Genomic DNA, 25,677 nt, shown 5'->3' on the forward strand with positions numbered 1-25,677 from the left:
GGGGTCCTGTTCAGAGTTCGGGCCGGGCTGAGCCGGTGGGTGTGGACCCGGTCGCCCGGAGCATGTTCCCGGTGCTGGCTTCGCCGCCTCGGCGATGTTCGTTCATCAGCTCGATGAGTCGCTCGTTGTCGTGCTTTGCCAGCGCCTCGATCATCTCGTCGTGCTCGGCGACCACGCGGCGGCGAACCTCGGGATCGTAAAGGTAGGCAGCGTGATACGGCATGGCCATCGTCCACAGTCTGCGCAACTCGGCGATGACGAGATTGAGCGGTGACTGCTCGAAAATTGTGAAATGAAATGCCTGATTCTGTAGGCGCATATCCAAGATGTCGCCTCGATCGGCGGCCTCGGTGACCTTGTCGCCTTGCGTACGGATATGGGTGAGCGTGGCGTCGTCGAGTTGTCCGATGGTCGCGATGACCTCGCGTTCGAGAGCCGCTCGCATGAGGTAGATCTGATCAAAATCGGTCTGCTGCAGCCTCGCGACCGTATATCCGACGTTATGGACATGCTGCACAAGGCCTTCTGCGCTGAGTTGACGCAGTGCCTCGCGAATCGGGAGGCGGCTGACACCGAGGCGCTCGGCCATCTCCTCCTGACGGATCGGTTGGCCGGGCAGCAATTCGCCGGTGACGATCAACTTCTCGAGGGCGTCGACCACACGCTGTGCGGCCCGAGTGACTTCTTTTCGCTCAGGCATGGCGGGTTGGCGGTGTCAATCGATACAACAGAACGTCTCCGGTCGGTGGGGGTTGTGCGCGATCATCCGAAGATACCCGCCGATCGGAGCTCGGCGAGATGGTCCGGGGTGTAACCCATCGCGGTGAGGATGTCATCGGTGTCTGCGCCGAGAGGTCGCGCCGGCCGAGGAGAACGATGTGGTGACCTGCTCAGCGAGATCGGAACGCCCACGCCCCGGAATTCCTCGGTGTCGACGAACAGGCCTCGATGCGTCACCTGAGGTGACCGTAGTGCCTCGTCGACGGTGTTGACGGGGCTGGCCGCGACCCCCGCAACCTCCAATCGGGACGCCAGCTCGCTACGGTCGTGGCGGGCGATTCGCGCAGCCAACAGCTCCACGAGGGCCTCCCGGTTGGCGTGCCGTTGGCCGTTGTTCCGGAATCGGGGATCGGTTGCCAGTTCGGGGATTCCGAGCACCTCGGTCAAGGCTTGGAACTGGCGGTTGTTGGCCGCGCTCACGAAGAAATCCCCGTCCTTTGCGCGAAAGACCTGGTAGGGCACCACAGTGGGATGGAAGTCCCCGGTGCGCCGCGGGATTTTTCCGCTCTCGGCCCAGTTCGCTGCATGTGGATGCAAAAGTGAGATGACCGAGTCGAGCAATGTCATATCGACGAGTTGACCGAGCCCGCTGCGCTGACGTTCGAGCATTGCGAGCAGAATTCCGCTCACCGCCAAGTTTGCGGCGACAATATCGACGATCGGTACTCCGACTCGGAGCGGACCACTGTCGGCGTAACCGTTGACACTCATCAGGCCACCGAACGACTGGAGTACGGCGTCATATCCGGGTAGCCCACCCATCGGTCCGTCGACGCCGAAACCGGTGATCCGACAGTAGATCAGCGCCGGGTTCGCCTGGGCGAGCACAGTTTCGTAGTCGAATCCCCACCGGGCCATGGTGCCGGCCTTGAAGTTTTCCACGATGACATCGGCGCCGGCGAGCAGATGGCCGAGCAGTTCGCGACCCTCGTCGGTGCTCAGGTCGACGCAGATGTTCTCCTTGCTGTGGTTGAGGCTTGCGTAGTAGGCGCTGCTGGTGTTCGACTCCACGAAAGGTGGCCCCCATCCGCGTGTCTCGTCACCGGTCGGCGCTTCGACTTTGATCACCTCGGCGCCGTGGTCGGCAAGCGTTTGCGCGGTGTAGGGGCCGGCCAGGACCCGGCTCAGGTCCAATACGCGGACGCCACTGAGGACACCGTTGTCCTCATGCGAATCTGCGGTCCGCCAGGCGGATCTGCCGCAGACCGCGGGGCATTCGACAGCAGTCTCGGTGTTGCCTGACATCTTCGTGGTGGCCTTCACTGCGGCTTCTCCTCTGTGGTCGATTCCAGGCCAACCACCGCATCCCACAGGTCGACCTGATTGTCGAGAACCTGTGCTGCAATGTATTCCGCCCATCGGCGTTCAGAACCATGTCGATCACGCCACGTCCACAGGGACGTCGTGAACCTACCCAGGCGATGCTCGGAGGTGAATCCGATCGCGCCATGGATCTGGTGGCCGGCCGCGGCAACCTCGCGGGCTGACGATGATGTGACGAGCTTGGCGACGGCGATCGCCATCGAGGCGTTGCCGGATCCCTTTGTCTCGACCGCTGACGCGGTTGCGGTGTCGACGAAGGCGGTGAGAGCGGCCAAGCCTGCCAGTCGCTGTTGGATGGCTTGGAACTTGGCCAATGGTCGTCCGAACTGTGTGCGTTCGGTTGCGTAGCGGCATGTTTCGTCGCGGATTGCACGCGTCACCGCACCCAGCGCGACAGCATAGGCGAGCGCAGCTCGCTGATCGAACTCCGCACGATCGATCGGTGACGGCGCATGAAACAGCGTGGGGGTCGCCGCGAAGGTGACCGTACCCACCGAAGCTCCGAGCAGGTCCGTGCCGGGCGCCACGGTGAGGCGGTCATTCGACAGATCAATGACGGCTACGGAGGGGCGGTCGCCGGCTCCCTTGCCGGTGAGGAGCAGGACGAGGGTGTCGGCCGCCCCGACGTGGACGACGTCGGTGACGACACCATCGAGTACAACTCCGGTATCGGACTCGCTGGCGAGACAACGATCGGCTGCCACCGCCACAGTCGCGGTACCCGCCGTGAGTTGGTGACCGGCTGTAGCTGCCAACCAGGACGCAAGGATGGTGTGCTCCAGATATGGTGTCAGCGCACCCTTTTCGGTTATCGTCGAGAGCACTGCCAGGGCGTCGGCCAGATCACCGCCGCTCCCGCCGGACTCTTCGGGTATGCCGATACCGGTGAAACCCGCATCGGTCAGTGCTGCCCAGAGCGCGATGTCCACCCGTCCGGGTGAACGGGTGTCACTACTGAGACGATCCACCATTGCGTTTGCCGCAGAGACCAATTCGGCCGTCAACTCGGTCATCGGACCCCCAGTCCTCGGGCGACGATACCCCGCAGGATCTCGTTGGTGCCTCCACGTAAGGTGAAAGCTGGTGTGTGCAGGACGCTGGTCGCCAGAAGATGGGCGAATGGGGTGCCGCCGTCACGCATGGCGGTTGGCGCACCCGATGACCGGATGGCCTCGACGAGGTCGCCTTCGAAGGTGGAGCCGAGATCCTTGACCATCGCGGCCAGCATGTCGGGCTTGCCGCCGGCAGCCAACTCGGCGGCCACCGCCAGGGACATGCGGCGCAGCGCCCAAGCACGCGCGGTCAGAGTGCCCAGTGTCACCCGTTGTTCGTCTGTCGCGCCGTCTCGACGCAGGAGTTCTGACCACGACCGCAGGAGCGGCATCGTGGACAGGTAGCGTTCGGGACCCGAACGCTCAAAAGCGAGTTCGCTCATCACCTGCTGCCACCCGCCGCCGCGCCGGCCGAGTAGCGCATCGGATCCAACTTGGGCATCGTGAAAGATGACCTCGTTGAAATGTGCAGCGCCATCGATACTTTGGAGTGGACGGATCTCGATGTCCGGGTTTGGTAGGTCGACGACGAATTGAGATAGCCCTTCGTGGCGGTCTCCTGCTTCTCCATCACTACGCGCCAGCAGCACCATTGCGTGGGCGAGGTGGGCACCTGTGGTCCAGACCTTGGTCCCGCTGATCGACCATGAACCGCCCGCATGACCCGTCGCCCGTGTCCGGACGGCTGCCAGATCTGATCCCGCGTCAGGTTCGCTCATACCGATGGCAAAGAAGAGCTGCCCCTGCGCGATACCGGGTAGGTAACGCTCTTTTTGCGTCGCGGAGCCGTTTGCCAGAATCCCCGGAGCCATCTGGCGATCGGCGATCCAGTGCGCGGCAACGGGGGCCCCGTGGGCCAGCAGCTCTTCGGTCACTACGAATCGTTCGAGCGCACTGCGACCGTGGCCTCCGTGGACGGCCGGGATGGTCATGCCGAGCCAGCCGTGTTGCCCTAAGCGCTTACTGAAGGCAGCGTCGAATCCGGTCATCCAACTGTCCGTGGTGGGAGTGAACGTTCCAGAGTCGAGTTCTGCTCGGAGGAATGCCCGGACGTCGCGCCGTAGATTTTCGAGCTCCGCATCGGTGATGGTGGCCGTCGACGTTGTTGGTGTCGTGGTCATGACTGCCGGGGTCCTCGTGAAGACCAATTGCTCTGACCCTTGCGGGACATCGACCACATCTGGACGCCACGCTCGATCTCGAGTGCCGACGACCAGCTGACTCCGGGTGGGCCGAGTTCCAGTCGGGCACTGGTCATCACGTGTCGGGTCAATTCAGGATCCGCAGCCGCCGGGCCGGTCAGTTCACCGATGTAGGAGTCGATCTCATCCTCTGGAACAGCCGCGTGCGCCAACCCGCGTTGCACGGCCTGTTCGCCGGTGAGGGAGTGCCCGCAGGCGGCCATCGCGACGGTCTCGGACCAACCGACCGCACGCCCGAGCAACGCGAGGTGACCGCCTCCAGGGTGGATGCTGCGCGCCAGGAAACCACTTTCGAGAACGGCATCAGGAGTGATCACCATCAGGTCGGCGGCCATGGCCAGGTTCAAGCCGGCTCCGACGGCGCCTCCTGTCACCCGGGCAATTGTCGGTACCGGCAGGTTGCCGACCCGCACGAACGCGCCGTAGACGGCAGACGTACGCGCGACCGCGTCCGGTGATGCGGGGTCCGATGAGGAGGCCGCGAGATCACGGGTATCGGCGCCACTGCAGAAGTATTCTCCGGCAGCGCTCACCACCACCGCACCTATGTCCGTGTCGCGTTCCACCTGATCGCAGAATTCGCCTATCAGCGCGGCCATCTCGAGCGTGATCGCATTCTTGCGGCGCGGATTGTTCAGGGTGAGGTGAGCGACACCGGCGGAGACCGCGGTGAGAATCGGAGCCGCGACCACCGCGGGTTTCTCGGTTGTCATGTCGGCCACGCTAACAGATTGGATACAAAATAGAATCCAATATTGATTGACAATTATGCGCCGCTCCAGTGAACTGGAACACATTCGTTCGTGACGACGAGCCGCTCGCGGCCGCGACAAGGAGTGCATGTGTTCAGCTTGGAAGGTCAGATTGCGTTGGTGTCCGGTGCGGGGCAAAGTGTTGGCGAGGGAATCGCGAAAGTACTTGCGCGCCAAGGAGCCACGGTCATCGTCAATGACTTGTATGCGGATCGGGCGGAGAAGGTGGTGGCGGAGATCATTGCAGAGGGTAACGCTGCGATCGCCGCCCCGTTCGACGTGACCGACCTGGACGCGGTCACCGAGTCGGTCCGCGGCGCCGAGAAAGCGCTGGGTGGCCACGTCGGCATCCTGGTGAACAACGCCGGCGTCGCAGAGGGGCGTAACCACAGTCCTTTTCGGGAGCTCTCACCGGAGCAGTGGGCACCTTCGATCGATCTCAACATCTACGGTGCGATGAACTGCATCAAGAGCGTCATCGATGGGATGTGCGATGCGGGATGGGGCCGTATCGTGCAGATCTCTTCGGGCTCCGCCCGCACCGGGCAGAACATCAATGTGTCGATGTATGCCACCGGTAAGAGTGGGATCGAGGGGTTCATCCGGCACCTCGCCGCCGAAGCCGGGCAGTTTGGGGTCACCGCGAACATCGTGGCACTCGGCCATCAGAAGAATCTGGAGGAGAAGATGTCCGCGGAGGCGATCGAGAACATCCTTGCCACCATCCCGATCGGACGTCTGGGAGACTCGATCGAAGTAGGGGCTTTCTGCGCGTATCTGTCGTCCAATGAGGCGGGCGGCCTGACCGGCCAGACGCTGGACTTCAACGGAGGGTCACAAACCCGATGATCACGAACGTTGATCTTGTTCCGAATATATTGTCACTCACCGCTATCCGGGTTTCTGACCTGGCGAGCTCGCTGGATTTCTACACGGCTGGGTGCGGCTTCGTACGCGGAGCAGAGTTCGGCACCCCGGAGTATGAGGTCGTGGTCGTCCGGGCTGGAGCAGCCGGGATGGAACTGATGGCGGCCCGAGACGGACAACCGATCGCCGAGGCCGATCACGGCAACATGTTCGTCAAGGTGGTCGTCAACACCGCAGACACGGCGGCGCAGGTTGCGCGCGCCTTGGCGCACGGCGGCACCGTGGAAGTGCCCGTCACCGTGTTGGAAGAATACGGGGGAATGGTGATCGCGATGGTCCGTGACCCGGACGGATACCTGGTCGAGTTCACTCAGAAATCAGGAGCCGACCAGGACCACTGAGTGGGAACCTCCACGTCGCAATCATGCTGCCGCGCTTAAGGTCACGCAGATCTCAACGAAGCGCAGCGATAGGGAGTATTTGACGATGGACTGGGACAAGTCGTACGACGTGGTGGTGGTGGGTTCGGGCGGAGCTGCCCTGGCAGGCGCTCTGGCGGCGGTTGCTCGTGGACTGTCAACCTGCGTGATCGAGAAAACCCACCTCTTCGGTGGGACGTCGGCATATTCCGGGGGAAGCGTTTGGCTGCCCGGGAATCACGTCCTGGCCCGCGATGGTGTCGATGATTCGATCGAGAAGGGACTGACCTACTTCAGCTCAGTGGTCGGTGACCACACTGCACCAGAGGTACAACGCGCATTCGTGGAGACCGGTCCGCAGGTGGTCGAGTTCCTCGAGAGCTCGGTCGGAATCCCCATGGAACACCGGCCTTTTCCCGATTACTTCGATGCTCCCGGGCGCAGCACGAACGGGCGCAGCATTTTTGCGAAGTCGATCCCGGCATTGGAATTGGGCGACCGATTGGCAGACATTCGTCCGACGGTGGCGCAAGACCAGTTCGGTGACGAGGTCGACCGATCGGTGCTGGACGGGGGCCAGGCCTGGATCGCTCGTATGGTGCAGGCCTTGGACAACTCGGATAACGCCGATCTGCGACTCGGGACCGCCGCGCAGCACCTCGTGCAGGATGACGCGAAGCGAGTGATCGGAGTGCAGGTACAGACAATCGACGGCCCGAAGCAGTTCCGTGCGCGGGCGGGTGTCCTCCTCGCAGCGGGCGGCTTTGAACGCTCCGCGACGTTGCGCGCAACGTACCAGCAGATGCCAACCGCCGATTGGACGTCCTCGCACCCTGCGACCGGTGGCGGTGACGCCCTCGGGATGATCCAGGAAGTCGGTGCGGCCACGGCCTTCCTCGACCAGTCCTGGTGGTGTCCGGCGACATTGTTCCCGAACGGCCATGCCGCGTTCACGCTGGGTCTGCGCGCGGGAATCATCGTCGACGCGACGGGTGAGCGGTTCGCAAACGAGATGCTCCCGTATGACCAGATGGGCCGGGCGATGCGTAGCCGGATGGCACAGGGTGATGGCGATGCATTTTGGCTCGTCTTCGATGACAGGTTCGGTGATGACCTGCCCGCCCTCTGCATGCCGATGCCCGAGCGGGAGGCGTTCGAGGAGGCCGGACTTTGGCACACGGCCGCAACCGTCGGTGCTCTCGCCGAGAAGCTGGGTCTCGACCCGGCCACGCTGGTCACGGCGGTCGATCGTTTCAACAGTCAGGCCCGCGCCGGGCGCGACGAGGACTTCCGGCGCGGCGAGGACCCATTCGGTCAGTTCTTTGTGGGCGCCAACTCGGCTGGTCCCTGTCTGCAGCCGTTGGACGGCTCGCGCTTCCACGCGGTGCGCCTGGTGCTCGGCGATCTCGGCACCAAAGGCGGCGCAGTCATCAACAGTGACGGTGCAGTGATGCGGGAGGACGGTTCGACCGTTGCAGGGCTGTTCGCCGCGGGGAACTCGTCGGCGTCCATCTCGGGTGCGGCATATCCTGCCCCGGGGGTACCGCTCGGCACGGGCATGGTCATGGCATACCGCGCCGTTGCGGTGATGGCCGGCGCAGTCAACGCCGCTTCCGCGATGTCAGAGTAGTGCAGACCCGGACCGCGGTGGTGCCGTAGGGCCAGCCGCGTCCGGGAACCGCGCAGACGGGACAGAAGTCTCGACTCAGTGCGTGGCGAGGTCCGCCGCCACACAACTGTCCCAGATCTCGCGTGCGGCGATACGAAGCGGCCCAACCAGTTTGCGGTAATCCAACGACATCGCCGGGCCGCAGACCGAGAGCCCACCGAGGTTGCCGTAGATGTGGTCTGGCGGTCCGATGGACACGCCCACGCACCCGATGCCCGGGAATGCTTCACCGCGATCGAAGGCGGCACCGCGATCACGGATCAGACCGAGTTCGTCGTCGAGTTGCCGACGCGAGGTGATGCTCTGGCTGGTCCGACCGATCGGGCTACCGTCCTCGTTGAGGCGTAGATCGCTCCACAATGCGGTTCGCTGGGCTCCTTCGGCGTGCGCGAGCATCACTTTGCCCGCGGCTGTGAGGTGTATCGGTATACGCTGCCCAACCGCCGAAGGTGTTGCGCCCGAGGCGCGGCCGTTGACCTTGGCGAGATAGATGGTCTCTCCGCCGACCGGGCCCGCGAGCTGGATGGTGAACCCGGTGCGCTGAGCAAAGGTGTGCATCAGGGGCCGGGCACGCTGCAGAAGCCGGTTCTGGTTGAGCGCAGCCTGACCCATTTCGTAGGCCTTGGCGCCGAACTCGTATGTCTGCTCCGGCGTACGCGCCAACCAGCTCTCGGCGGTCAGTTGTTCGAGCAAACGGTGCACGGACGAGCGGGGGAGCCCGGTCCGTGCTGTGACCTGAGCCAGTGTCAGTGGACCGGCTCCGTTGAACGTTTCCAACACCAAAGAGATTCGTCCGACAACCGACACTGGACCGCTGCCGGTGCGTATTCTGCTCACTCGATCTCCTGACCTGCTGAATCATCTGTGATGGGGATCACGGTACCGTGTCCGCCGCGTAGCTGAACCCGCATTGGTGGACGGAACGTGTCAGGCCTGACGTCCGGGCGGCGCCTCGCGACCATCGAGACGGTCGGCTCAGGCCCTGCGCTGGTGGCCGTACTGTTCGCTGCTTGCCGATCGTGGCACACCCGCGCGATGATTGAGTACGGAGATCCCGAAAAATTCTGCTGCTGAACATGTTCGGTGACGCAGCGTAGGAATCCCGCCCGATCCCTGAAACGTCGGGGCGGCTCGCAGCACATGGCATCCCATTCTTCGGGAGACGTGCATCACAGGCCCTCAGTTGCTTGGGAAGCTGATCACACCAGGACGCAGAAAGTCATCCCGATCTGCGCCGGCACCGCCGGCACGTAATCAATGCCCGACTCAGGAGGTACCTGTGAGTTCCAGCCCCGACATTGCCGAGGAGATACGCGTCATCGACAAAGGTGCCCCACCCGCGCGGTTTGCCCGCGGATGGCACTGCCTGGGCCTCGTCCGAGATTTCAATGATGGGAAGCCGCATAAGGTCGCTGCCTTCGGAACGGATCTCGTGGTGTTTGCCGGCGAGGACGGAAAACTCAACGTGCTCAACGCGTACTGCCCCCATATGGGTGGCAACCTGGCTGAGGGAATCGTGAAGGGGAACACCATCGCCTGTCCATTCCATGACTGGCGATGGCAGGGCAACGGAAAGTGCGCGGCAATCCCGTATGCGCGTCGCGTACCCCCGCTTGCCCGCACAAAGACCTGGCCGACCATGCAGGCCAGCGGGCAGTTGTTCGTGTGGAACGATCCGCAGGGCGGCAAACCGCCGGAGGAACTGGCCATCCCCGAGATCGCGGTGTATGGCGAGCCCGGTTGGACGGATTGGGTGTGGAACTCGGTTGATGTCGAGGGTTCGCATTGCCGGGAAATCGTCGACAATGTGGTTGACATGGCACATTTCTTCTACGTGCACTATGGCATTCCGACCCACTTCCAGAACGTCTTCGAAGGGCACACGGCGACACAGTTCATGCGGTCGATGCCTCGGGCCGATGCCGTCGGAGTGAGTGATTCAACCAACTATGGTTCCGAGAACCGTTCGGATGCAACATATTTCGGACCCTCCTACATGATAGATCAGCTCTGGGGTGCTGATGGGGATCTCACGGGCGAACCCGGCATGTACCTGATCAATTGCCACTACCCGATCACCCCCACATCGTTCCGCTTGCAGTACGGGGTGATTGTGAAGAAGGCGGAGGGGATGGCTGATGAGGCTGCCAACGACATTGCCAACGCCGTTGCCAACGGGATCGCGATCGGATTCGAACAGGATGTCAAGATCTGGAAGTCCAAGTCCCGCATAGATAACCCTCTGTTGTCGGAGGAGGACGGGCCCGTCTACCAGCTCCGCCGTTGGTACGAACAGTTTTACGTCGACGTCGAGGACGTCACACCAGAGATGGTGAATCGCTTCGAGTTCGAGATCGACACCGAGCGTGCCGTGAACAGTTGGCAGGCCGAGGTGGAAGAGAATCTCGCCGCCGGCCGCACGGCCTTCGGTGAGAGTGTGTCCAGCCAGTCCGAACCTGCGGCCAATACCAACGCCTGACAACATACCGGCCGCCCGGTCGGCGGTTCCATCCATCTTGATTCAGGAGTCATCATGACCCACGAAGTGCTCGACAACATCGAAGCGATCGCCGACGAATTGCGTGCGGGCGGAGCCGAAGCGGAGTCCCTTGGCCGGTTGCCCGACGATATGGCGAAGAGCCTGCGCCATGCAGGGATCATCCGCATGTTGCAACGCAAGAAGTACGACGGATTCGAGGCGCATCCGCGGGAGTTCGCCGAGGCGGTGATGCGGACGGCGAGCCTGTACGGCTCGGCCGGTTGGGTCGGTGGAATCGTCGGGGTTCATCCGTGGCAGCTCGCGTTTGCGGATCCGAAGGTGCAAGACGAGGTGCTCGGCGACAACAGTGACACCTGGCAGGCATCGCCGTACATGCCCGGAGGCGTCGCAGTACCTGCTGATGGAGGTTATGTGCTGAACGGCCGCTGGCAGTTCTCTTCGGGCACCGACCACTGCGACTGGATCTTTCTCGGCGCCATGGTGGGCGATGCAAAGGGTGCTCCGATCATGCCCCCGCAGGGTCTGCACGTCATCCTGCCTCGCACCGATTACGAGATCGTGGCCGACTCATGGGATGTCGTCGGACTGCGTGGGACCGGCAGCAAGGACGTGATCGTGAAAGACGCATTCATTCCGAGCTACCGGGTGATGGACGCAGGGAAGGTGATCGACGGAACGGCGGCCAAGGAGTACGGAGCCACCGAGACCCTGTACCGGATGCCGTGGTCAACGATGTTTCCACTGGGGATCACGTCAGCCACCATCGGTATCTGCGAAGGGGTGTTGGCTGCCGGAATCGTGTACCAGCGCAACCGTGTCGGTGCGGCCGGCAACGTGATCAAAGACGATCCCTACGTGTTGCATTCGCTCGGTGAGGCAGCTGCGGAGATCGATGCCGCACGGCAACAGGTGCTGGCGAACGTCGACCGGGTCTGGGACCTGGTCGATGCGGGCAAGGAAATCGACTTCCCGATGCGCGCCGAGATCAGGCGTAATCAGGTTCGTGCGGCGTGGCGTGCTGTCCGTGCGGCGGACGAGATCTTCGACCATGCCGGCGGGAACTCGCTTCGAATGGACAATCCGCTGCAGCGGTTTTGGCGTGACGCCCATGCCGGCCTGCATCACGCGATCCATGTCAGCAGCACGCCCTATCATGCCGCTGCGATGGCCTCGCTGGATGTCGAAGTGCCTGCGGGTCCTCTTCGGGTGATGATCTGAATCCCAATTCGGCCGGCCGTTCACCACACACTTTTTCTTGAAAGGAGTCTCCGATGACTGAGATCAGAGGACTCGGTTATGTCCGGGTCCAGGCGACCGACATCGACCGTTGGCGCACTTTGGCTTTCGATGTTCTCGGCTTCGCGCCGGGTTCGGGTGTCGAAACCGACGCCCTGCACTTCCGGATGGACGAGCGGGCGTCCCGGCTCACGGTCGAACCAGGCGATGTCGACCGGGTCACGGCAGTGGGATGGGAGGTGCGTGACGGGCAGGCGTTGCGACGATTGGCAGCCACTTTGGACGAGGCCGGTGTCGAATACCATTTGATGCCACAAGACTTGGCTGATGCGCGCCGCGTAGAGGGTGGCCTGTGCCTGACAGATCCGGGTGGAACTCCCCTCGAGTTCTTCTACGGAGCGGTGCTCGACCACAGCCCAGTTGTGACGAAATATTCGCAGACGTTCATCACCGGTGCCCAGGGTCTCGGCCACGTGGTGATGCCGACGGCGAAATTCGACGAATCGTTCCGGTTCTATACAGAAACACTGGGGTTCTTGTCCCGCGGCGCGTTTCGAATGTCCCCGGTGGGAGTCAATCCTCCGATGCGCATCCGGTTCATGGGAGTCAATCAGCGGCACCACAGTCTCGCACTGATGCCGGCGATGGAAGGTCGAGACCCGGGAGTGATCCACGTGATGGTCGAGGTCGACTCGCTCGACGCGGTCGGGCGAGCCTATGACGAGGTGGTGAAGCATGATTTCCCGGTCTCGTCGACGCTCGGGCGGCACACCAACGACAAGATGATCTCCTTCTATGTCCGGGTGCCGGGCGGTTGGGATATCGAATACGGCACCGAGGGCATGTTGGTCGACGAGTCGTACTACACCGCTGAAGAAATCACCAAAGACAGCTATTGGGGTCACGAGTGGTTGTGGGCCAAAGAGATCGCCGCCGCGCAGAAGGCCGCGGGCATCGGAAACCCGGACGCTGAACCCGCAAGCGGCCATGTCGAGGCGCAGAGGGTTGAGGTCAGCTCCTGAGCTGCCTCTGCAACGCGAATTACTTTGTCTACCTTCTGCACAAACGATCGAAGATCCCAACAAGGATGTGAGCGGTGTGATTACCCAGGACAGCGATTACGACGTTGTCATAGTCGGGGCCGGATTGTCCGGTTTGTACGCGGTCTACAAGCTACGTGAGCTCGGTATGCGGGTGCACGGCTTCGAATCGGCAGAGGGAGTGGGTGGTACCTGGTACCACAATCGTTACCCGGGTGCGCGCTGTGATGTCGAAAGCATCGACTACTCCTACTCGTTCGACGCCGAACTCCAACAAGAGTGGACCTGGACCGAGCGGTTCGCGACACAACCGGAGATTCTGGCCTACCTCGAACATGTTGCCGACCGACATTCTCTGCGCGGAGCATACGATTTTCTGACCCGCGTCATGTCGGCCGTCTACGACGAGGACAGGCGCTTCTGGATGGTCACCACGGATACGGGAACAACGGTGACCACCCGCTTCTGTATTTTTGCGACCGGCGTGTTGTCAGCGACAAATCTGCCCGACATTCCGGGCCGCGATTCGTTCGGCGGCGAGTGCTATCACACAGGCGAGTGGCCGCATCACGAAGTCGATTTCCAAGGCAAACGAGTGGGTGTGATCGGCACGGGTTCTTCAGGCATCCAATCGATCCCGGTGATAGCCCGAGAGGCCGATGAGGTTGTGGTCTTCCAAAGAAGTCCGAACTACTCGATCCCGGCCGGTAATCGGCCGCTGACGCAGGAGTTGATCGACGAGATCAAGGCCACCTACCCCGAGCGTCGGCGATTGTCCCGATCGAGCGGTGGCGGAACACCATTCGACGCCAATCCGCGAGGGGCGCTCGAGGTCGACGAGGCCGAACGCACGAGGATCTACGACGAGTGGTGGCAGCGCGGGGGATACTTGTTCGCCAAGGCGTTCCCGGACCAGACGGCGAATCTGGCAGCCAACGACACCGCGCGTGAGTATGTCGAGGCGAAAATCCGTGAGATGGTCGCTGATCCGGAGATCGCGGATCAGTTGATACCCGACGATCATCCGATCGGTACCAAGCGGATCGTCACCGACGACGGTTACTTCGAGACGTTCAACCGCGACAACGTGACACTCGTGAATCTGCGTCGGACGCCCATCGAGGAGATCAACGAGACCGGTGTTCGGACCTCCAGCTCGATGTACGACCTCGACATGCTCGTCTTCGCGACCGGTTTCGATGCGATGACCGGTGCGTTGGCGCGCATCGATATTCGTGGTCGTGGCGGCAAGACCCTGCAAGAGGACTGGTCGGCCGGTCCGCGCACGTATCTAGGCCTGACCGCCGCCGGCTTTCCGAACATGTTCATTCTCACCGGCCCAGGCAGCCCCAGTGTGTTGGCCAACATGGTGCTGGGCGCGGAGCAGCACGTCGACTGGGTGGCAGGATGCCTGAAGCATCTTGCAGAACACGAGCTCACCACCATCGAGGCGTCCGAACAGGCGGTTGACGGATGGGTTGCTGAATGCAACGCGAAGGCTGCGGGAACCTTGTTCCCGCAAGCGAATTCGTGGTACATGGGCGCAAATATCGCCGGCAAGCCGAGAGTGTTCATGCCGTATATCGGTGGCTTCGGAAACTACGGCTCTATTTGCGACGAGGTCGCTGGCGCCGGCTACAAGGGATTCGTGCTCACCGGCGCCGCAGACGAGGCGACGCGTTGAGCGCGGTGAAACGCAGACCGGACCTCCATCCGGAAGTCGAAGCGATGCTCGCCGCGTTGGAGTCCGGGTTTCCTGACGTCACTGCATATTCTCCCGTGGAGGTACGCAAGATCATCGTGTCGCGACGGGCACCGCTGACACGCCAACCCGATATGAAATCGGTGCGCGAACTCGAGATCGCCGGGCCAGGAGGCGCACTTGAGCTCCGTGCCTATATTCCACATTCTGGCGACGAGATCGCCCAACCGGTCATCGTGTTCGCTCATGGGGGTGGGTTCGTCTTCTGCGATCTGGACAGCCATGACGAATTGTGCCGATCCATGGCCGAGGCCGTGGGAGCGATCGTGGTGGCGGTCGACTACCGGCTGGCACCTGAGCATCCCGGGCCTGCGGCAATGGAAGACGTGTACGCCGCGGTGCAATGGGCCGCGGCGAATGCCGCGGATCTCGGGGGCGATCCGAACCGGCTCTTCGTTGTAGGGGACAGCGCCGGAGGCAACCTGGCGGCGACGGTGTGCCTGGCGACCCGCGATCGCGGCGGCGCACCGATCGCCGGTCAGGTGCTCATCTATCCGGTCATCGACGACGACTTCACCACCGAGTCGTACGCGAAGTACGGGGAGGACTACTACAACACCACCAGCGCCATGCAGTGGTACTGGCAGCAATATGCTCCGCACGGCTCGCACAGTCCGTACGTGGTCCCGACACGGGCGTCGTCACTGGCGGGATTGCCGCCGGCGATCGTCGCCACAGCCGAACTGGACCCGCCCTGCACGTCGGGAGAGAACTATGCGCGACGCCTTTCCGGTGACGGGGTCCCGGTCGTGGCGCACCGATTCGATGGACTGTTCCACGGCTTCCTCACATTCCCGAGCCTCTCGCTGACCGCTGCGGCGCGCGTTGAACTGTGGAACATGATGACGACGTTGCTGGGGACTCCGCGACGTTCCGGTCAGAGGGATTCATGACACAAAAACTCACGGGCCGAACAGCTTTGGTGACCGGTAGCAGTCGCGGTATTGGCCGCGGAATCGCCACACGTCTGGCGGCGGAGGGTGCGACGGTGGTTGTGACGGCCCGATCGTCGGCGCCCACCGAGTCCGTGCGCAACGGCGAGCGGCACATCCTTGGTGGTTCACTGGATGAGACCATCACGGCAATCGAAGATCTCGGGGGCACGGCCGTTGCGATTCCGGCAGATCTGGAAGACGGTGATCAGCGAGACCAACTCATCGAGTCTGTGGTTGACACCTTCGGCGCCATCGACATCCTGGTCAACAACGCCGGCTTCGCCGACTATTCGACCATCGACGAAATGTCCATGGACACCTTCGACCGCACCATCGAGCACTACCTGAAGGTACCTTTTCGTCTCAGCCAGATTGCCATCCCACATATGCGGAAGCAGGGCGGCGGCTGGATCGTCAACATCGGATCGTCTACCGGACTCAGTCCGATCAGGCCGTATCGCGAATACAACAAGACGTCCGGCGATGTTGTCTATGCGGCGGCAAAGGCCGGTCAGCACAGGCTTACACAGGGGCTCGCCGCAGAGTTGGTCGATGACGGAATCGCAGTGAACGCGGTAGGTCCATCGACCGCCATCATGACCCCGGGCGCGCAGACCTTGCTGCCGGAGGGTTATGAGACCGAGCCGGTCGAGTACTTGGCGCAGACGGTCCTGGAGATGTGCACCGTTCCGGCTGCCGAACGGACCGGACTGGTCGCGTTCAGTCTCCACTATCCGTGGGCGACCGACACCCCGGTGATGTCGCTCGACGGCCGGACCGAACTCCCGCGCAGAGAACCGCCTGCCTGGTCCAACCCGAACATCAAACCAACAGGACTGTAGCCGCTGATGTGCACCACGGCGCACCTCCGAACGACATCGCCATGTGGGGATGGTCGGACGAGACTTCAAGGAGTGAAATGACTTTCGCAGAGGAACGCTATTCTTCCGGTACCGCGGTGGTCACCGGAGCGGCATCCGGTATCGGGGAGGGCCTGGCCAGGCATCTGGCCAGACTGGGGATGACGGTTGTCATCGCCGATCTCAATGCCGATCGGGCGGCGCAGGTCGCCGCCGAGATCGAGAGCACAGGCGGAAAGGCATCGTCATTTGGTGTCGACGTCGGTGACGCCGTGGCCGTGGAAACGATGGCTTCAGACTTGTTCTCGCGCTATGGGTCTGTCGAGTTGCTCATCAACAACGCCGGCGTGGAGTCGGCCGGACTGCTCTGGGAGATCGAGCCGACCCGCTGGCAGCGTCTCATGCAAACCAATGTCGACGGAATGTTCTTCTGCCTCAGATCCTTTGTGCCCCGGATGATCGAGGTCGGCACATCATCGTGTATCGCCAATCTGTCGTCGGTCGGCGGTCTCAATGCGGTCGCGGTGCAGTCGCCGTACATCGTCAGCAAGCATGCGGTTCTGGCGATGACCGAATGCCTTCACCAGGATTTGTCCATACTGCATGCGCCCATTCAGGTGAGTGCTGTGGTGCCACACTCGATTCGGAGCGAAATATTCTTGTCGGCGCAGCGAGAGTCGCCCACCACGAACCCGATCGCGAATGCGGTTTTCGAAGTGATGCAACGCGACAATGTGGAGAAGGGGCTTGATGCGTTGCTCGCTGCCGAGCACATGATCGAGCAGATCGCCCGCGGCGACTTCTGGATCTTCTCCGATGACCAGTTGTGCGCGGCGGCCATGAAGCGCCGAGGTGATCAACTCCTCGAGCTTCGGCCGCCCGCCGATCCACGATCCATGCTCGACCGCATGGGCGTGCTTCTCCCGAAAGAAGTTTCCTGATGAGTTCAACAGAAGATCTGAAGGCACGGGCCCGCCATGAGGTGGATTTGCTGGTGGTCGGCGCCGGAACCGGCCTGGCGGCCGCCCTCACCGCCCACGAGGAAGGACTTTCCGCACTGGTGGTCGAGAAGTCCCCATACGTCGGTGGTTCGACAGCACGGTCGGGTGGAGCCTTCTGGATACCCACCAATCCGTTGCTCGCTGCGGAGCAACCGGGTGACGGCGTGGTGGCCGCCGACTACATCAAAGCTGTGGTCGGTGACTCGGCCCCGGCAGATCGCGGCACCGCCTTTCTCGCGAACGGCAGAGCCGCGGTCGAGATGCTCTCGCGCATGACGCCGATGAAATTTATGTGGGCCAAGGGGTATTCGGACTACCATCCCGAACGTCCCGGTGGTTCCGCGATGGGGCGGACGTGCGAGTGCAAACCGTTTGACGCCTCGGTGCTGGGGGCCGAGCGAACGCGGTTGCGGCCGGGATTGCTGGAGGCGCCACTGCCGATGCCCGTCACCGGAGCCGATTACAAGTGGTTGAACCTGATCGCGAGTCGGCCTCGACAGGGATTGTCGCGAGCCCTCAAGGCTCTGGCACTGGGCGTCGGCGGGATGGCTCTCAAACGGGAATACATGGCGGGTGGTCAGGCTCTGGCCGCCGGGCTGTTTGCGGGCGCGGTCCGGGCGCAGATACCGATCTGGACCGATACCGCGTTGCTGCGACTGATCGTCGATGCCGACGGCCGGGTGAGCGGCGCCGTCGTCAACCGAAATGGCACCGAAACCGAGGTCGTCGCGCGTAGAGGAGTCGTCCTGGCCACCGGCGGTTTCGATCACAATGTGGAGATGCGCAACAAGTTCCAGTCGGAACGGTTGCAGCCACACGCCAGTCTGGGGGCCACGAGTAACACTGGCGACGGCATCAGGATCGCACAGGAGGTCGGCGCTGCGATCGGACTGATGGACCAGGCGTGGTGGTTCCCGGCAGTGGCCGCCCTGCCGGGCAGTGAGCCCGCCGTATTGTTGGCCGAGCGTTCGCTGCCGGGATCGTTGATCATCGACCAGACCGGGCGTCGCTTCATCAACGAGGCGAAGGACTACATGTCGTTCGGTCAGCGCGTGCTCGAGCGCGAACACATGGGTGATCCGGTTGAGGACATGTGGCTGATCTTTGATCAGAAGTATCGCAACTCCTACCTATTCGCCGGTGGTATCTTCCCGCGGCAACCGTTGCCAAAGTCGTGGTACGACAATGGAATCGCGCACCGCGCCGACTCGCCGGCGGAGCTCGCCCGGTCGATAGGGGTGCCCGAGGCAGAGCTGGCGGCAACCATCACGACCGTCAACGCCGACGCGAGGACCGGGGTGGATCACGAGTTCCACCGTGGTGAAAGTGCTTACGACCGTTACTACGGCGATCCGTCGGTCACTCCGAACCCCAACCTTCGTCCGCTGCAGGGACCTCTCTTCGCGGTCCGGATGGTCCTCAGTGACCTCGGTACCTGCGGTGGCGTGAGGGCTGACTCGAAGGCTCGGGCGTTGCGCGAAGACGGTAGTGCAATCAGCGGGCTGTACGTGATCGGCAACTCGGCGGCGAACGCGTTCGGTACGACGTATCCGGGCGCCGGCGCGACCATCGGTCAGGGTTTGGTATACGGATATATCGCAGCTCGAACCGCCGCGTCGTCATGACCCGACTACGCACCGCAGCGCAAGTGGTGAAGTGGTGGTACGGAGACGGGTCCTGGTGTGATCCTCGCACGTTCACCCCCATCGAAGCACTTCCGCCAAGCGCGACACCGAGCCCGGCGCCGCACGTGGTCCGATCACTGTTGTACGCCAGGCAGATACGTTGAAAGAACAGTGAGGAGCATCGAGATGACATGTACTGCGAACGGGTCCGGCAATCAAGGGACGATGCATATCGGTGCGGCCATTCCGGTCGTGACACCTGACGTGATGCGCAGTGTGCTTGGGCATTTCGCGACGGGTGTGGTTGCGATCACCGGTATCGACCCGGAGGGGAACGTACCAACTGGCCTGGCGGCCAATTCATTCACGTCCGTCTCGCTCGATCCACCGCTGGTCGCGTTCTGTGTGGCGGCCACGAGTAACTCATGGCCGCGGGTGCGAGCGGCCGGGCGCTACACGATCAACATATTGTCGGAACATCAGGAGAGCATCTGCCGGCAACTCGCTGTTCGGGGCCCGGATAAGTTCAAGGGCATCGAATGGACACCGTCGCCCTCGGGTGCGCCGGTGCTCACGGACTCTCTGGCGTGGATCGAGGCAGAACCCGAAGCCGAGTATCCCGCCGGCGACCACACCATCGTGGTATCCAGGGTTCGACACCTGCACGCGGCGGATCATTCACCGCTGGTCTTCTTCAGGGGTAAATATGAACGCGTGGGCACAGGTCTGGCCGGTGATCGGTGATGGCGATGCAACCGCTCGATTGTGACCTATGCGGACACCGTTTTCTGGTGGAGAAGTTCAGTGCGGTGCACACGTCGATCCAGTGGACCTCGGACGCGTCCCTGTGCCCCGAGATCGCCAATTCGAACGATGAGATCGGCCAACGCAATCGATCGTGCGGTGCACTGCGACGCACGATCGACCGAGCCGTGCGCGACGCTGCGTTGTCAGAGTCAACGGTTGAACTCCCGGCCGGTACGCGTATCCCGCGCCTGCACTGATTCGGCTCGGTGGGCGGGCTCAGGGAAACTCACCGGCCACTCATTGGGATCTTCTGGTACAGAGACGGTTCGGCGATGGCACGCTCTGGTTATGAGTACATCGTATGAAACATCTACTGCCCCTGAGCTGTTCGAGATGGAGACCGAGAACGGCATCCTGCGATACCGTGAGGTCGGTGAGGGGCCGCCTCTGTTGCTGCTGCACGGTTCCGGCCCAGGGGTTACCGGCTGGCGAAATTTCGGCGCCAACGTACCGACGTTCGCGCAGCATTTCCGCACCCTCGTCCTGGAGTTCCCCGGGTTCGGGGTCAGTGACGATTTCGGTGCACCGCATCCGATGATTTCTGCCCAGGCGGCGGTGAACGCGTTTCTCGACGGTCTCGGGATCGATCGGGTCCGGATCATCGGCAATTCGATGGGCGGGTTTGTGGCAACCGACTTCGCACTGCAGGCGCCCGAGCGGGTCGAGCGACTGGTCACGATTGGTGGCGCCGGCACCGGCATTTTCAGCCCGGCCCCCGGGGAGGGGATCAAGCGGCTCAGCGAATTCGTCGAAGAGCCGAGCAAAGACTTGCTCATCGCGTGGTTACACTCCATGGTCTACGACCCGGCATTGGTCACTGCAGAGCTGATCGAGGAACGGTGGCAGCAGGCGACCGATCCAGCAACACTGGAGAATTCGCGGCGAATGTACGGCCGTGCTGCTCTGGCGCGTATGGCTGAAGCAATGCGGAGTACGGAGACCACTCCGAATTGGGCACGATTGGGCCGTCTCGATGTCCCGACCTTGATCACCTGGGGACGGGACGACAGGGTGAGCCCCGTCGACATGGCACTGCTCCCGATGCGACTTCTTCCGCAGGGAGAAATCCACATCTTCCCGAATTGCGGGCACTGGGTGATGATCGAACAGAAGGCGGCGTTCGAAGACGTTGTGTCAGCTTTCCTGAAACGTTGACAGCGGCGCCGGCGCCGCCTCGATGAGCGGCGCCGGTGACTCGCAAAAGCTGTGACACACACGGTGTTTGACGATGTAGTCGGTGCTCTCCGGATCGAAGAAGGGGTCTACGTGTGCCCAGTGGATGGGGTGGTACATGTACGGGCCGAGCAGGTCTTCGATCTGCTCGAACTCCTGCTCCCAGACGTGCGTCCACAGGGTGCTGCCCTCGGCGATGGTGACATGACTGAGCTGCCAGGCACGAATCTGACGAATGTGCAGGGGCATCCGTAGTGTCGCAGCTTCGAACCGTTCCAAGGCGAGCTTCGATGCAGAGTCGTCGACGCACAGCAATAAAGACCGGTAGACGCGTGGTGTTCGGGTCGAATCGCGTCGGCCGGACCGATTGTTCTGGTGACCGCCACCGGAGTACTCCACTCCGTCGACGTGGTCGATCAGTGGGCCGGCGGTCACTGCATCGAGTCGGGTGCGAACCGACTGCCAGGCCTGCTCGTGGTCGAACTGCAGGTGCACCAAAACGTCACCGCCGTTGCGGACACCGGGAAGCGTGGCCGACACCAAGGCGGTTGTGGTCGGCATCGAAGTCACGGCGGCCTGGATACTTTCGACCACAGCTGACACCGCGGCTTGGTCCATCGGGTCGACAACGTGAATCAAGCGGGTGATCTTATACATCGCATAGCCCTTCGATGTCGTCTGCGTCGGCTGCCATTGAACGCGTGCGTTCGAAGATCAGGGGATCGACCGTTTTCCACCACTGGGAGGGAACCGGATCGTGTCGTCCGTTGACGGCTGCGCGCCACCACTCCTGCGGTCCGGCCACCGTCCAGGTCACGGTGACGGTGTGGCCCTCGTCCTCGATCCATACCGGTGGGCTCACGAGCACGCGGTCGAGGGTCATCCCGCGGTCGACTGCGCCTGGTGCATACTCGTTGAGGTAGGCGCCGATGAAGTCTTTGGTGCTCCCGGGTCTGGTCACAACGCGGTCGACGATGTAGATGGTTCGGTCGTTCATGAGAGAGACGGTATTGCTTACGCCGTCCATCGTCGTTCGGCTTTCCCAGTGGCCGGGAGATACGTGATTGCCGTCGTTGCGTGGAATCCCTTGTAAGATCGGAGTTTATGTCGGGCGACGAGCAATTTCCGAACCTTCCCGCGACCAGCTGGGCGGTCCTGGGAATGCTGTCCTTCGGTGAGCAGCTCACCGGCAACGACCTCAAGAAATGGGCAGACTGGAGCATCGGGTTCTTCTACTGGAGCCCATCCGTCAGTCAGGTCTACGCAGAGCTGAAGAAGCTCGAAGAACTCGACTTGGTCAGTTCTCAGATGGTGAATGAGGAGGGCGTGCGTGGCCGCCGTGTCTACGGGATCACGGAGACGGGCCTGAGCGCTTTGCGAAGCTGGTCGCGCGACGCGCAGGTCGAGATGCCGGTCCTCAAACACAATGTGATGCTTCGGCTGTGGATGGGGCACCTTCATGAACCCGAACAGCTCAAAGATATCGTCGCGGTCCATATCGAGAACCTCAAAGACATGGCGCGGCGAGCAAATTTGCACGCCGAACACTCGGAGTCGGAGCCGGGCTGGGCATTTTCTGAGATGAGCCTGCGGTGGTCGAAGCGGTACTACGAAGCCGAAATCGCGCTCGCCGAGGAGCTTTTGGATGACATCGACGAGGCAGCTGCCAAATACCGGCTCGCTGCAAATCTGGATGGCGATGGAATGCCAATCCCTCGTCGACCGGGGATCTGGCGCACGGTCGGCGAGGGAGACGGCGAGGGCACGGAGCGCTGAACTTCGGCCGGCCGAGCGACGCCGATATCAGTCCTCGGCCAGGACGCTGGCCGCGGTGGGGAGCGAACGCAGTAGATTTCGGCGCTGCAAGGTCGGGGTGACCCGGACGCCGACGGACATACTGCGCCATATTGCGTGCGTGGTGAGTTGCACCGGCGTGATCATCCGGCTGTCGAAAGCCATTGCGCGCATGGGTCCACAGATCGACACCGCAGTGGTTGCTTCGCCCACCGGCCCGATCGGAGAAGCGATACAACCGAAGCCGGTCAGTGCGCCGCTGCGCTCGGTGGCGATTCCGCGTTCGCGGATCAAGTCGTCGCCGGGTTCGTTCCGACCTCCGTATGCCAGCAATGCCTTGCCGAGGGCAGAGCGCACGGCCGGAAGTCGGCCGCCGACTCGGGTCGGGACCTGAGCCGCCAGCCGGCCTCCGATCTTCTCGAGATAGACCACGTCGTCACCGTCGAGAACGGCAAGATGCACGACCATCCCGGTGGTGCGGTAAAGCTGTTGCAGATGCTCCGCCGACGCTGCATGTACACGGTCCTGGTGCACGGCCAGTGACCCCAGTTCGACCAAACGGATGCCGAGGCTGTAGTCCCGCCCCTGGCGTCGCAACCAACGTAGCTGGACGAGCCGATCGAGCATTCGGTGAGCGGACGAGCGGGGGAGTCCGGTGCGCAGCACCACCTCTACGAGGCTCAGGTTGTCCCTGCCATCGAATGCGTCGAGTACCAGCGACAACCGGTCGAGGATGGCGGTGGGAGCCGATTGGCTTTCCTCGGACAAGTCCTGGGTGACAGTCACAACATCACTCCTGTTCGCTCATATACGTCACTGACATGGCTATTTCTATTAGTAATATGCCATAGCGGCGCGCTTTTGTGAAGCAGATCACCGCTGTGGCGACGGCGATGATCGCGACCTGTGGCACTAGGGGGCGGCGAGTGGGCAATTGGTCCCGGTGAAGATGCTGGCCGCGCACAAGTTGCAATGGATGCATAGCGAGCGCGTCGTCGCGTCCTTCTGAATACGATTGATCAGATCGGGCTCGCGGAGCAAGGCCCGTGCCATCGCCACGAATTCGAAGCCGTCGCTCATCGCGGTATTGATGGCGTCGAGGTCGGTGATTCCGCCTAGAAGGACGATCGGGAGATCGAGCTGTTCGCGGAACTGCCGTGCATACTCGCGGAAGTACATCCGCTCGTATGGGTAGTGCTTGAAAACTGATCTGCCGACCACCTTTACGCCGAGCTTGAAGATGCCCTTTTGTGTATCTGCCATCGCCTGCAACGGCACGTCTCCGCGGAACAGGTACATCATGTTCAGAAGTGACGAACCTCCCGTCAGTTCCACGGCGTCGAGATGCCCGTCCTCTTCGATCATGCGGGCGAAACGCAATGACTCGTCGAGCCATAACCCTCCAGGAACCCCATCGGCCATGTTCATCTTTGCCAGGACTGCGATTTCACCGTCAGCCGCCTCGGCAACAGCCTCCAGAATGCGTCGCGGGAACTCGGCTCGGTTCGCGAGCGACCCACCCCAGGAGTCCTTGCGTTTGTTGATCTTTGGACTGAGAAACGAACTCGCCAGATAGTTGTGGCCCAGATGTACCTCGACGGCGTCGAAACCCACGTCACGGGCGTAACGGGTGGCCTGACCATGGTCTGCGATGACCCTGCGGATGTCGTCTTCGGTCGCGGCGTGATCGAAGCCCATGGCCAATGAGTTGAAGCGCGTCGACGGAGCCAGGGATGGTGAACCATTCGAGCGGGCATTTGCCACCGGACCTGCGTGCCCGATCTGGGCGGAGACCTTTGCGCCGGTGGCATGCACGGCGTCGGTCAAACGACGTAGCCCGCTCAATGCTTCAGGGCGCCAATAAATTTGGTCTCGCTCGGTGCGGCCTTCCGGGGACACCGCAAGGTATGCCACGGTGGTCATTCCGACGCCCCCTTTGCCGACGGCGACGTGGAAGTCGATCAGATCGTCGGTGACGAGGGCACCAGTGGTGACCCCTTCAAAAGTCGCGGATTTGATGATGCGATTTCGTAACTCGATCGGACCGAGTTTCGCCGGCATGAGCGGATCGGGAATCGCGGACAGATCCGCGCGTGTCTCGATGGATGTCATGTAATGAACTCCTTCTTCTTGGGCTGTGGCGCAAAGGATTCGGGGAATGTGGTAGGCGACAACTCGCCTGATCAGCGCGTCCTGGACGGGGGTGTGGTGGGTATGCGGATATCCATCCAGCCGAGCATGGCGTCGACTGCATCGGCCGGATCGCCGTCGGCGCCGTCATTTGTCCACTCGAGCAGCGCTGAGAACGTCGCGGCCTGGTAGGCGTTGGCGAGGGCGCGGCACGTCGAAACCTGAGCGGAAGGGATACGGCGATGGATGAAGACTGTGAGCTCGTCGATCCACGGTTTGTATGCGGCGGGTGCCATGGCAACAAGCTCGGGTTCGGCGGAGATGAGCCGAAGCCAATCGGTTCCGATGCGCCGGATGCGGGGGTGGTGGGACACCGAGTGGGCCACCGACGTCCGAATGGCATCGCCGATCGGTAGTGAGTGGGAAACGGAGTTCAGCGCCTCGCGGAGACGTTCGGTGGCCGGAGCGACACCGAGCCAAGCGATTTCGGCTTTGGAGGCGAAATGACGTGAGAGGGTTCTGCTGCTGATGTCGGTGACGGCTGCCAGGTCTGCCCAGCTCGTACTGGCGTACCCCCGCTCGCTCCAGAGCTTCAATGCTTTTTCCGCTATGACGGCGGCGTCGATCACCGACGGTCGACCCCTGTTGCTGTTGCGGGGTGATCGGGTCTGGCGCAGCCCTGGCATGTGACCAGGACAACATTTTTGTCTTAGTCTGTCAAAAAGTCGATGACCTCAGTTGTCGCACGAT

26 protein-coding genes are annotated in these 25,677 nt (G+C 62.4%); 15 read left to right on the forward strand and 11 right to left on the reverse strand.

Translation table 11 applies throughout. The annotated features are described in order from the left end of the window. Positions 1–10: 10 nt before the first annotated feature. The 5 genes from AC1TQG_RS13885 to AC1TQG_RS13905 all read right to left on the reverse strand — a co-directional run bounded on the left by AC1TQG_RS13885 (position 11) and on the right by AC1TQG_RS13905 (position 5,070). A complete protein-coding gene (locus AC1TQG_RS13885; protein WP_482137774.1) occupies positions 11–700 on the reverse strand; it encodes a GntR family transcriptional regulator in 690 nt (229 codons plus the stop codon). Positions 701–762: 62 nt separating this feature from the next. Then, positions 763–2,025 (reverse strand): CaiB/BaiF CoA transferase family protein, encoded by a 1,263-nt coding sequence (locus tag AC1TQG_RS13890; protein ID WP_482138738.1) that lies wholly within the window; start codon positions 2,023–2,025, stop codon positions 763–765. Positions 2,026–2,039: 14 nt separating this feature from the next. Next, entirely contained in the window at positions 2,040–3,116 is a 1,077-nt protein-coding gene (locus AC1TQG_RS13895; RefSeq protein ID WP_482137775.1) for an acyl-CoA dehydrogenase family protein, read from the reverse strand. Then, positions 3,113–4,276: an acyl-CoA dehydrogenase family protein gene (locus AC1TQG_RS13900; RefSeq protein ID WP_482137777.1), complete on the reverse strand. Its 1,164-nt coding sequence runs from the start codon at positions 4,274–4,276 to the stop codon at positions 3,113–3,115. Before AC1TQG_RS13900 ends, AC1TQG_RS13895 begins: the two co-directional genes overlap by 4 nt. Continuing rightward, on the reverse strand, positions 4,273–5,070 hold the full coding sequence (locus AC1TQG_RS13905) for an enoyl-CoA hydratase-related protein (protein ID WP_482137779.1): 798 nt from the start codon (positions 5,068–5,070) through the stop codon (positions 4,273–4,275). The genes AC1TQG_RS13900 and AC1TQG_RS13905 overlap by 4 nt, the downstream gene beginning before the upstream one ends. Before the next feature lie 129 nt (positions 5,071–5,199). On the opposite strand from AC1TQG_RS13905, the gene AC1TQG_RS13910 reads away from it, so the two are divergent. The 3 genes from AC1TQG_RS13910 to AC1TQG_RS13920 all read left to right on the forward strand — a co-directional run bounded on the left by AC1TQG_RS13910 (position 5,200) and on the right by AC1TQG_RS13920 (position 8,025). Continuing rightward, entirely contained in the window at positions 5,200–5,958 is a 759-nt protein-coding gene (locus tag AC1TQG_RS13910; RefSeq protein WP_482137780.1) for an SDR family NAD(P)-dependent oxidoreductase, read from the forward strand. Next, entirely contained in the window at positions 5,955–6,377 is a 423-nt protein-coding gene (locus AC1TQG_RS13915) for a VOC family protein (protein WP_482137782.1), read from the forward strand. Before AC1TQG_RS13910 ends, AC1TQG_RS13915 begins: the two co-directional genes overlap by 4 nt. 85 nt (positions 6,378–6,462) lie before the next feature. Then, on the forward strand, positions 6,463–8,025 hold the full coding sequence (locus AC1TQG_RS13920) for an FAD-dependent oxidoreductase (protein WP_482137784.1): 1,563 nt from the start codon (positions 6,463–6,465) through the stop codon (positions 8,023–8,025). Between the two features lie 75 nt (positions 8,026–8,100). On the opposite strand, the gene AC1TQG_RS13925 is transcribed toward AC1TQG_RS13920, so the two are convergent. After that, positions 8,101–8,892 carry an IclR family transcriptional regulator gene (locus AC1TQG_RS13925; protein WP_482138739.1) on the reverse strand — a complete coding sequence of 264 codons (792 nt, stop codon included), beginning with the start codon at positions 8,890–8,892 and terminating at the stop codon, positions 8,101–8,103. Between the two features lie 451 nt (positions 8,893–9,343). Between AC1TQG_RS13925 and AC1TQG_RS13930 the strand changes: the two genes are divergently transcribed. The 11 genes from AC1TQG_RS13930 (at position 9,344) to AC1TQG_RS13980 (ending at position 20,985) form a co-directional block, all read left to right on the forward strand. Then, the gene (locus tag AC1TQG_RS13930; RefSeq protein WP_482137786.1) at positions 9,344–10,543 is read left to right on the forward strand and encodes a 3-ketosteroid-9-alpha-monooxygenase, oxygenase component; all 1,200 of its coding nucleotides are present in this window, start codon (positions 9,344–9,346) and stop codon (positions 10,541–10,543) included. Positions 10,544–10,597: 54 nt separating this feature from the next. Next, a complete protein-coding gene (locus tag AC1TQG_RS13935) occupies positions 10,598–11,782 on the forward strand; it encodes an acyl-CoA dehydrogenase family protein (protein ID WP_482137788.1) in 1,185 nt (394 codons plus the stop codon). 53 nt (positions 11,783–11,835) lie between these two features. Further along, positions 11,836–12,822 (forward strand): VOC family protein, encoded by a 987-nt coding sequence (locus AC1TQG_RS13940; RefSeq protein ID WP_482137790.1) that lies wholly within the window; start codon positions 11,836–11,838, stop codon positions 12,820–12,822. Positions 12,823–12,898: 76 nt separating this feature from the next. After that, positions 12,899–14,524 carry a flavin-containing monooxygenase gene (locus tag AC1TQG_RS13945; protein ID WP_482138741.1) on the forward strand — a complete coding sequence of 542 codons (1,626 nt, stop codon included), beginning with the start codon at positions 12,899–12,901 and terminating at the stop codon, positions 14,522–14,524. 44 nt (positions 14,525–14,568) lie between these two features. Then, positions 14,569–15,495: an alpha/beta hydrolase gene (locus AC1TQG_RS13950; RefSeq protein ID WP_482138743.1), complete on the forward strand. Its 927-nt coding sequence runs from the start codon at positions 14,569–14,571 to the stop codon at positions 15,493–15,495. Next, a complete protein-coding gene (locus AC1TQG_RS13955) occupies positions 15,492–16,379 on the forward strand; it encodes an SDR family NAD(P)-dependent oxidoreductase (RefSeq protein ID WP_482137792.1) in 888 nt (295 codons plus the stop codon). The genes AC1TQG_RS13950 and AC1TQG_RS13955 overlap by 4 nt, the downstream gene beginning before the upstream one ends. A gap of 77 nt (positions 16,380–16,456) precedes the next feature. Beyond that, positions 16,457–17,338, forward strand: a complete 882-nt coding sequence (locus AC1TQG_RS13960; protein WP_482137794.1) for an SDR family NAD(P)-dependent oxidoreductase — start codon at positions 16,457–16,459, stop codon at positions 17,336–17,338. Continuing rightward, entirely contained in the window at positions 17,338–19,023 is a 1,686-nt protein-coding gene (locus AC1TQG_RS13965; RefSeq protein WP_482137795.1) for a 3-ketosteroid-delta-1-dehydrogenase, read from the forward strand. Before AC1TQG_RS13960 ends, AC1TQG_RS13965 begins: the two co-directional genes overlap by 1 nt. Before the next feature lie 225 nt (positions 19,024–19,248). Next, on the forward strand, positions 19,249–19,767 hold the full coding sequence (locus tag AC1TQG_RS13970; protein ID WP_482138744.1) for a flavin reductase family protein: 519 nt from the start codon (positions 19,249–19,251) through the stop codon (positions 19,765–19,767). A gap of 47 nt (positions 19,768–19,814) precedes the next feature. Beyond that, the gene (locus tag AC1TQG_RS13975; protein ID WP_482137797.1) at positions 19,815–20,027 is read left to right on the forward strand and encodes a hypothetical protein; all 213 of its coding nucleotides are present in this window, start codon (positions 19,815–19,817) and stop codon (positions 20,025–20,027) included. 91 nt (positions 20,028–20,118) lie between these two features. Next, on the forward strand, positions 20,119–20,985 hold the full coding sequence (locus AC1TQG_RS13980; protein WP_482137799.1) for an alpha/beta fold hydrolase: 867 nt from the start codon (positions 20,119–20,121) through the stop codon (positions 20,983–20,985). On the opposite strand, the gene AC1TQG_RS13985 is transcribed toward AC1TQG_RS13980, so the two are convergent. Together AC1TQG_RS13985 and AC1TQG_RS13990 are read right to left on the reverse strand one after the other, a co-directional pair. Beyond that, a complete protein-coding gene (locus AC1TQG_RS13985; protein ID WP_482137801.1) occupies positions 20,965–21,660 on the reverse strand; it encodes a Dabb family protein in 696 nt (231 codons plus the stop codon). The genes AC1TQG_RS13980 and AC1TQG_RS13985 overlap by 21 nt on opposite strands. Continuing rightward, positions 21,653–22,000, reverse strand: a complete 348-nt coding sequence (locus AC1TQG_RS13990; protein WP_482137803.1) for a hypothetical protein — start codon at positions 21,998–22,000, stop codon at positions 21,653–21,655. The genes AC1TQG_RS13985 and AC1TQG_RS13990 overlap by 8 nt, the downstream gene beginning before the upstream one ends. 107 nt (positions 22,001–22,107) lie before the next feature. On the opposite strand from AC1TQG_RS13990, the gene AC1TQG_RS13995 reads away from it, so the two are divergent. Further along, entirely contained in the window at positions 22,108–22,779 is a 672-nt protein-coding gene (locus AC1TQG_RS13995) for a PadR family transcriptional regulator (protein WP_482137805.1), read from the forward strand. A gap of 27 nt (positions 22,780–22,806) precedes the next feature. Here the strand turns inward: AC1TQG_RS13995 and AC1TQG_RS14000 are convergent, their stop codons facing one another. The 3 genes from AC1TQG_RS14000 to AC1TQG_RS14010 form a co-directional block, all read right to left on the reverse strand. Beyond that, positions 22,807–23,583 carry an IclR family transcriptional regulator gene (locus tag AC1TQG_RS14000; RefSeq protein WP_482137807.1) on the reverse strand — a complete coding sequence of 259 codons (777 nt, stop codon included), beginning with the start codon at positions 23,581–23,583 and terminating at the stop codon, positions 22,807–22,809. A gap of 126 nt (positions 23,584–23,709) precedes the next feature. Further along, positions 23,710–24,909, reverse strand: coding sequence for an NADH:flavin oxidoreductase (locus tag AC1TQG_RS14005; protein WP_482137808.1), 1,200 nt, complete (start codon positions 24,907–24,909; stop codon positions 23,710–23,712). A 71-nt stretch (positions 24,910–24,980) separates the two neighbouring features. Then, positions 24,981–25,613, reverse strand: a complete 633-nt coding sequence (locus tag AC1TQG_RS14010) for a TetR/AcrR family transcriptional regulator (RefSeq protein ID WP_482137810.1) — start codon at positions 25,611–25,613, stop codon at positions 24,981–24,983. Positions 25,614–25,677: the final 64 nt, after the last annotated feature.

This window comes from Williamsia sp. Y844, assembly GCF_056786475.1.

What these genes read in the sequence shown, in the direction of transcription:
- AC1TQG_RS13885 (WP_482137774.1), bottom strand. Translation starts at nt 700, where the DNA reads ATGCCTGAGCGAAAAGAAGTCACTCGGGCCGCACAGCGTGTGGTCGAC.
- AC1TQG_RS13890 (WP_482138738.1), bottom strand. Translation starts at nt 2,025, where the DNA reads ATGTCAGGCAACACCGAGACTGCTGTCGAATGCCCCGCGGTCTGCGGC.
- AC1TQG_RS13895 (WP_482137775.1), bottom strand. Translation starts at nt 3,116, where the DNA reads ATGACCGAGTTGACGGCCGAATTGGTCTCTGCGGCAAACGCAATGGTG.
- AC1TQG_RS13900 (WP_482137777.1), bottom strand. Translation starts at nt 4,276, where the DNA reads ATGACCACGACACCAACAACGTCGACGGCCACCATCACCGATGCGGAG.
- AC1TQG_RS13905 (WP_482137779.1), bottom strand. Translation starts at nt 5,070, where the DNA reads ATGACAACCGAGAAACCCGCGGTGGTCGCGGCTCCGATTCTCACCGCG.
- AC1TQG_RS13915 (WP_482137782.1), top strand. Translation starts at nt 5,955, where the DNA reads ATGATCACGAACGTTGATCTTGTTCCGAATATATTGTCACTCACCGCT.
- AC1TQG_RS13920 (WP_482137784.1), top strand. Translation starts at nt 6,463, where the DNA reads ATGGACTGGGACAAGTCGTACGACGTGGTGGTGGTGGGTTCGGGCGGA.
- AC1TQG_RS13935 (WP_482137788.1), top strand. Translation starts at nt 10,598, where the DNA reads ATGACCCACGAAGTGCTCGACAACATCGAAGCGATCGCCGACGAATTG.
- AC1TQG_RS13940 (WP_482137790.1), top strand. Translation starts at nt 11,836, where the DNA reads ATGACTGAGATCAGAGGACTCGGTTATGTCCGGGTCCAGGCGACCGAC.
- AC1TQG_RS13950 (WP_482138743.1), top strand. Translation starts at nt 14,569, where the DNA reads ATGCTCGCCGCGTTGGAGTCCGGGTTTCCTGACGTCACTGCATATTCT.
- AC1TQG_RS13955 (WP_482137792.1), top strand. Translation starts at nt 15,492, where the DNA reads ATGACACAAAAACTCACGGGCCGAACAGCTTTGGTGACCGGTAGCAGT.
- AC1TQG_RS13960 (WP_482137794.1), top strand. Translation starts at nt 16,457, where the DNA reads ATGACTTTCGCAGAGGAACGCTATTCTTCCGGTACCGCGGTGGTCACC.
- AC1TQG_RS13965 (WP_482137795.1), top strand. Translation starts at nt 17,338, where the DNA reads ATGAGTTCAACAGAAGATCTGAAGGCACGGGCCCGCCATGAGGTGGAT.
- AC1TQG_RS13970 (WP_482138744.1), top strand. Translation starts at nt 19,249, where the DNA reads ATGCATATCGGTGCGGCCATTCCGGTCGTGACACCTGACGTGATGCGC.
- AC1TQG_RS13980 (WP_482137799.1), top strand. Translation starts at nt 20,119, where the DNA reads ATGAGTACATCGTATGAAACATCTACTGCCCCTGAGCTGTTCGAGATG.
- AC1TQG_RS13985 (WP_482137801.1), bottom strand. Translation starts at nt 21,660, where the DNA reads ATGTATAAGATCACCCGCTTGATTCACGTTGTCGACCCGATGGACCAA.
- AC1TQG_RS13990 (WP_482137803.1), bottom strand. Translation starts at nt 22,000, where the DNA reads ATGAACGACCGAACCATCTACATCGTCGACCGCGTTGTGACCAGACCC.
- AC1TQG_RS13995 (WP_482137805.1), top strand. Translation starts at nt 22,108, where the DNA reads ATGTCGGGCGACGAGCAATTTCCGAACCTTCCCGCGACCAGCTGGGCG.
- AC1TQG_RS14005 (WP_482137808.1), bottom strand. Translation starts at nt 24,909, where the DNA reads ATGACATCCATCGAGACACGCGCGGATCTGTCCGCGATTCCCGATCCG.
- AC1TQG_RS14010 (WP_482137810.1), bottom strand. Translation starts at nt 25,613, where the DNA reads ATGCCAGGGCTGCGCCAGACCCGATCACCCCGCAACAGCAACAGGGGT.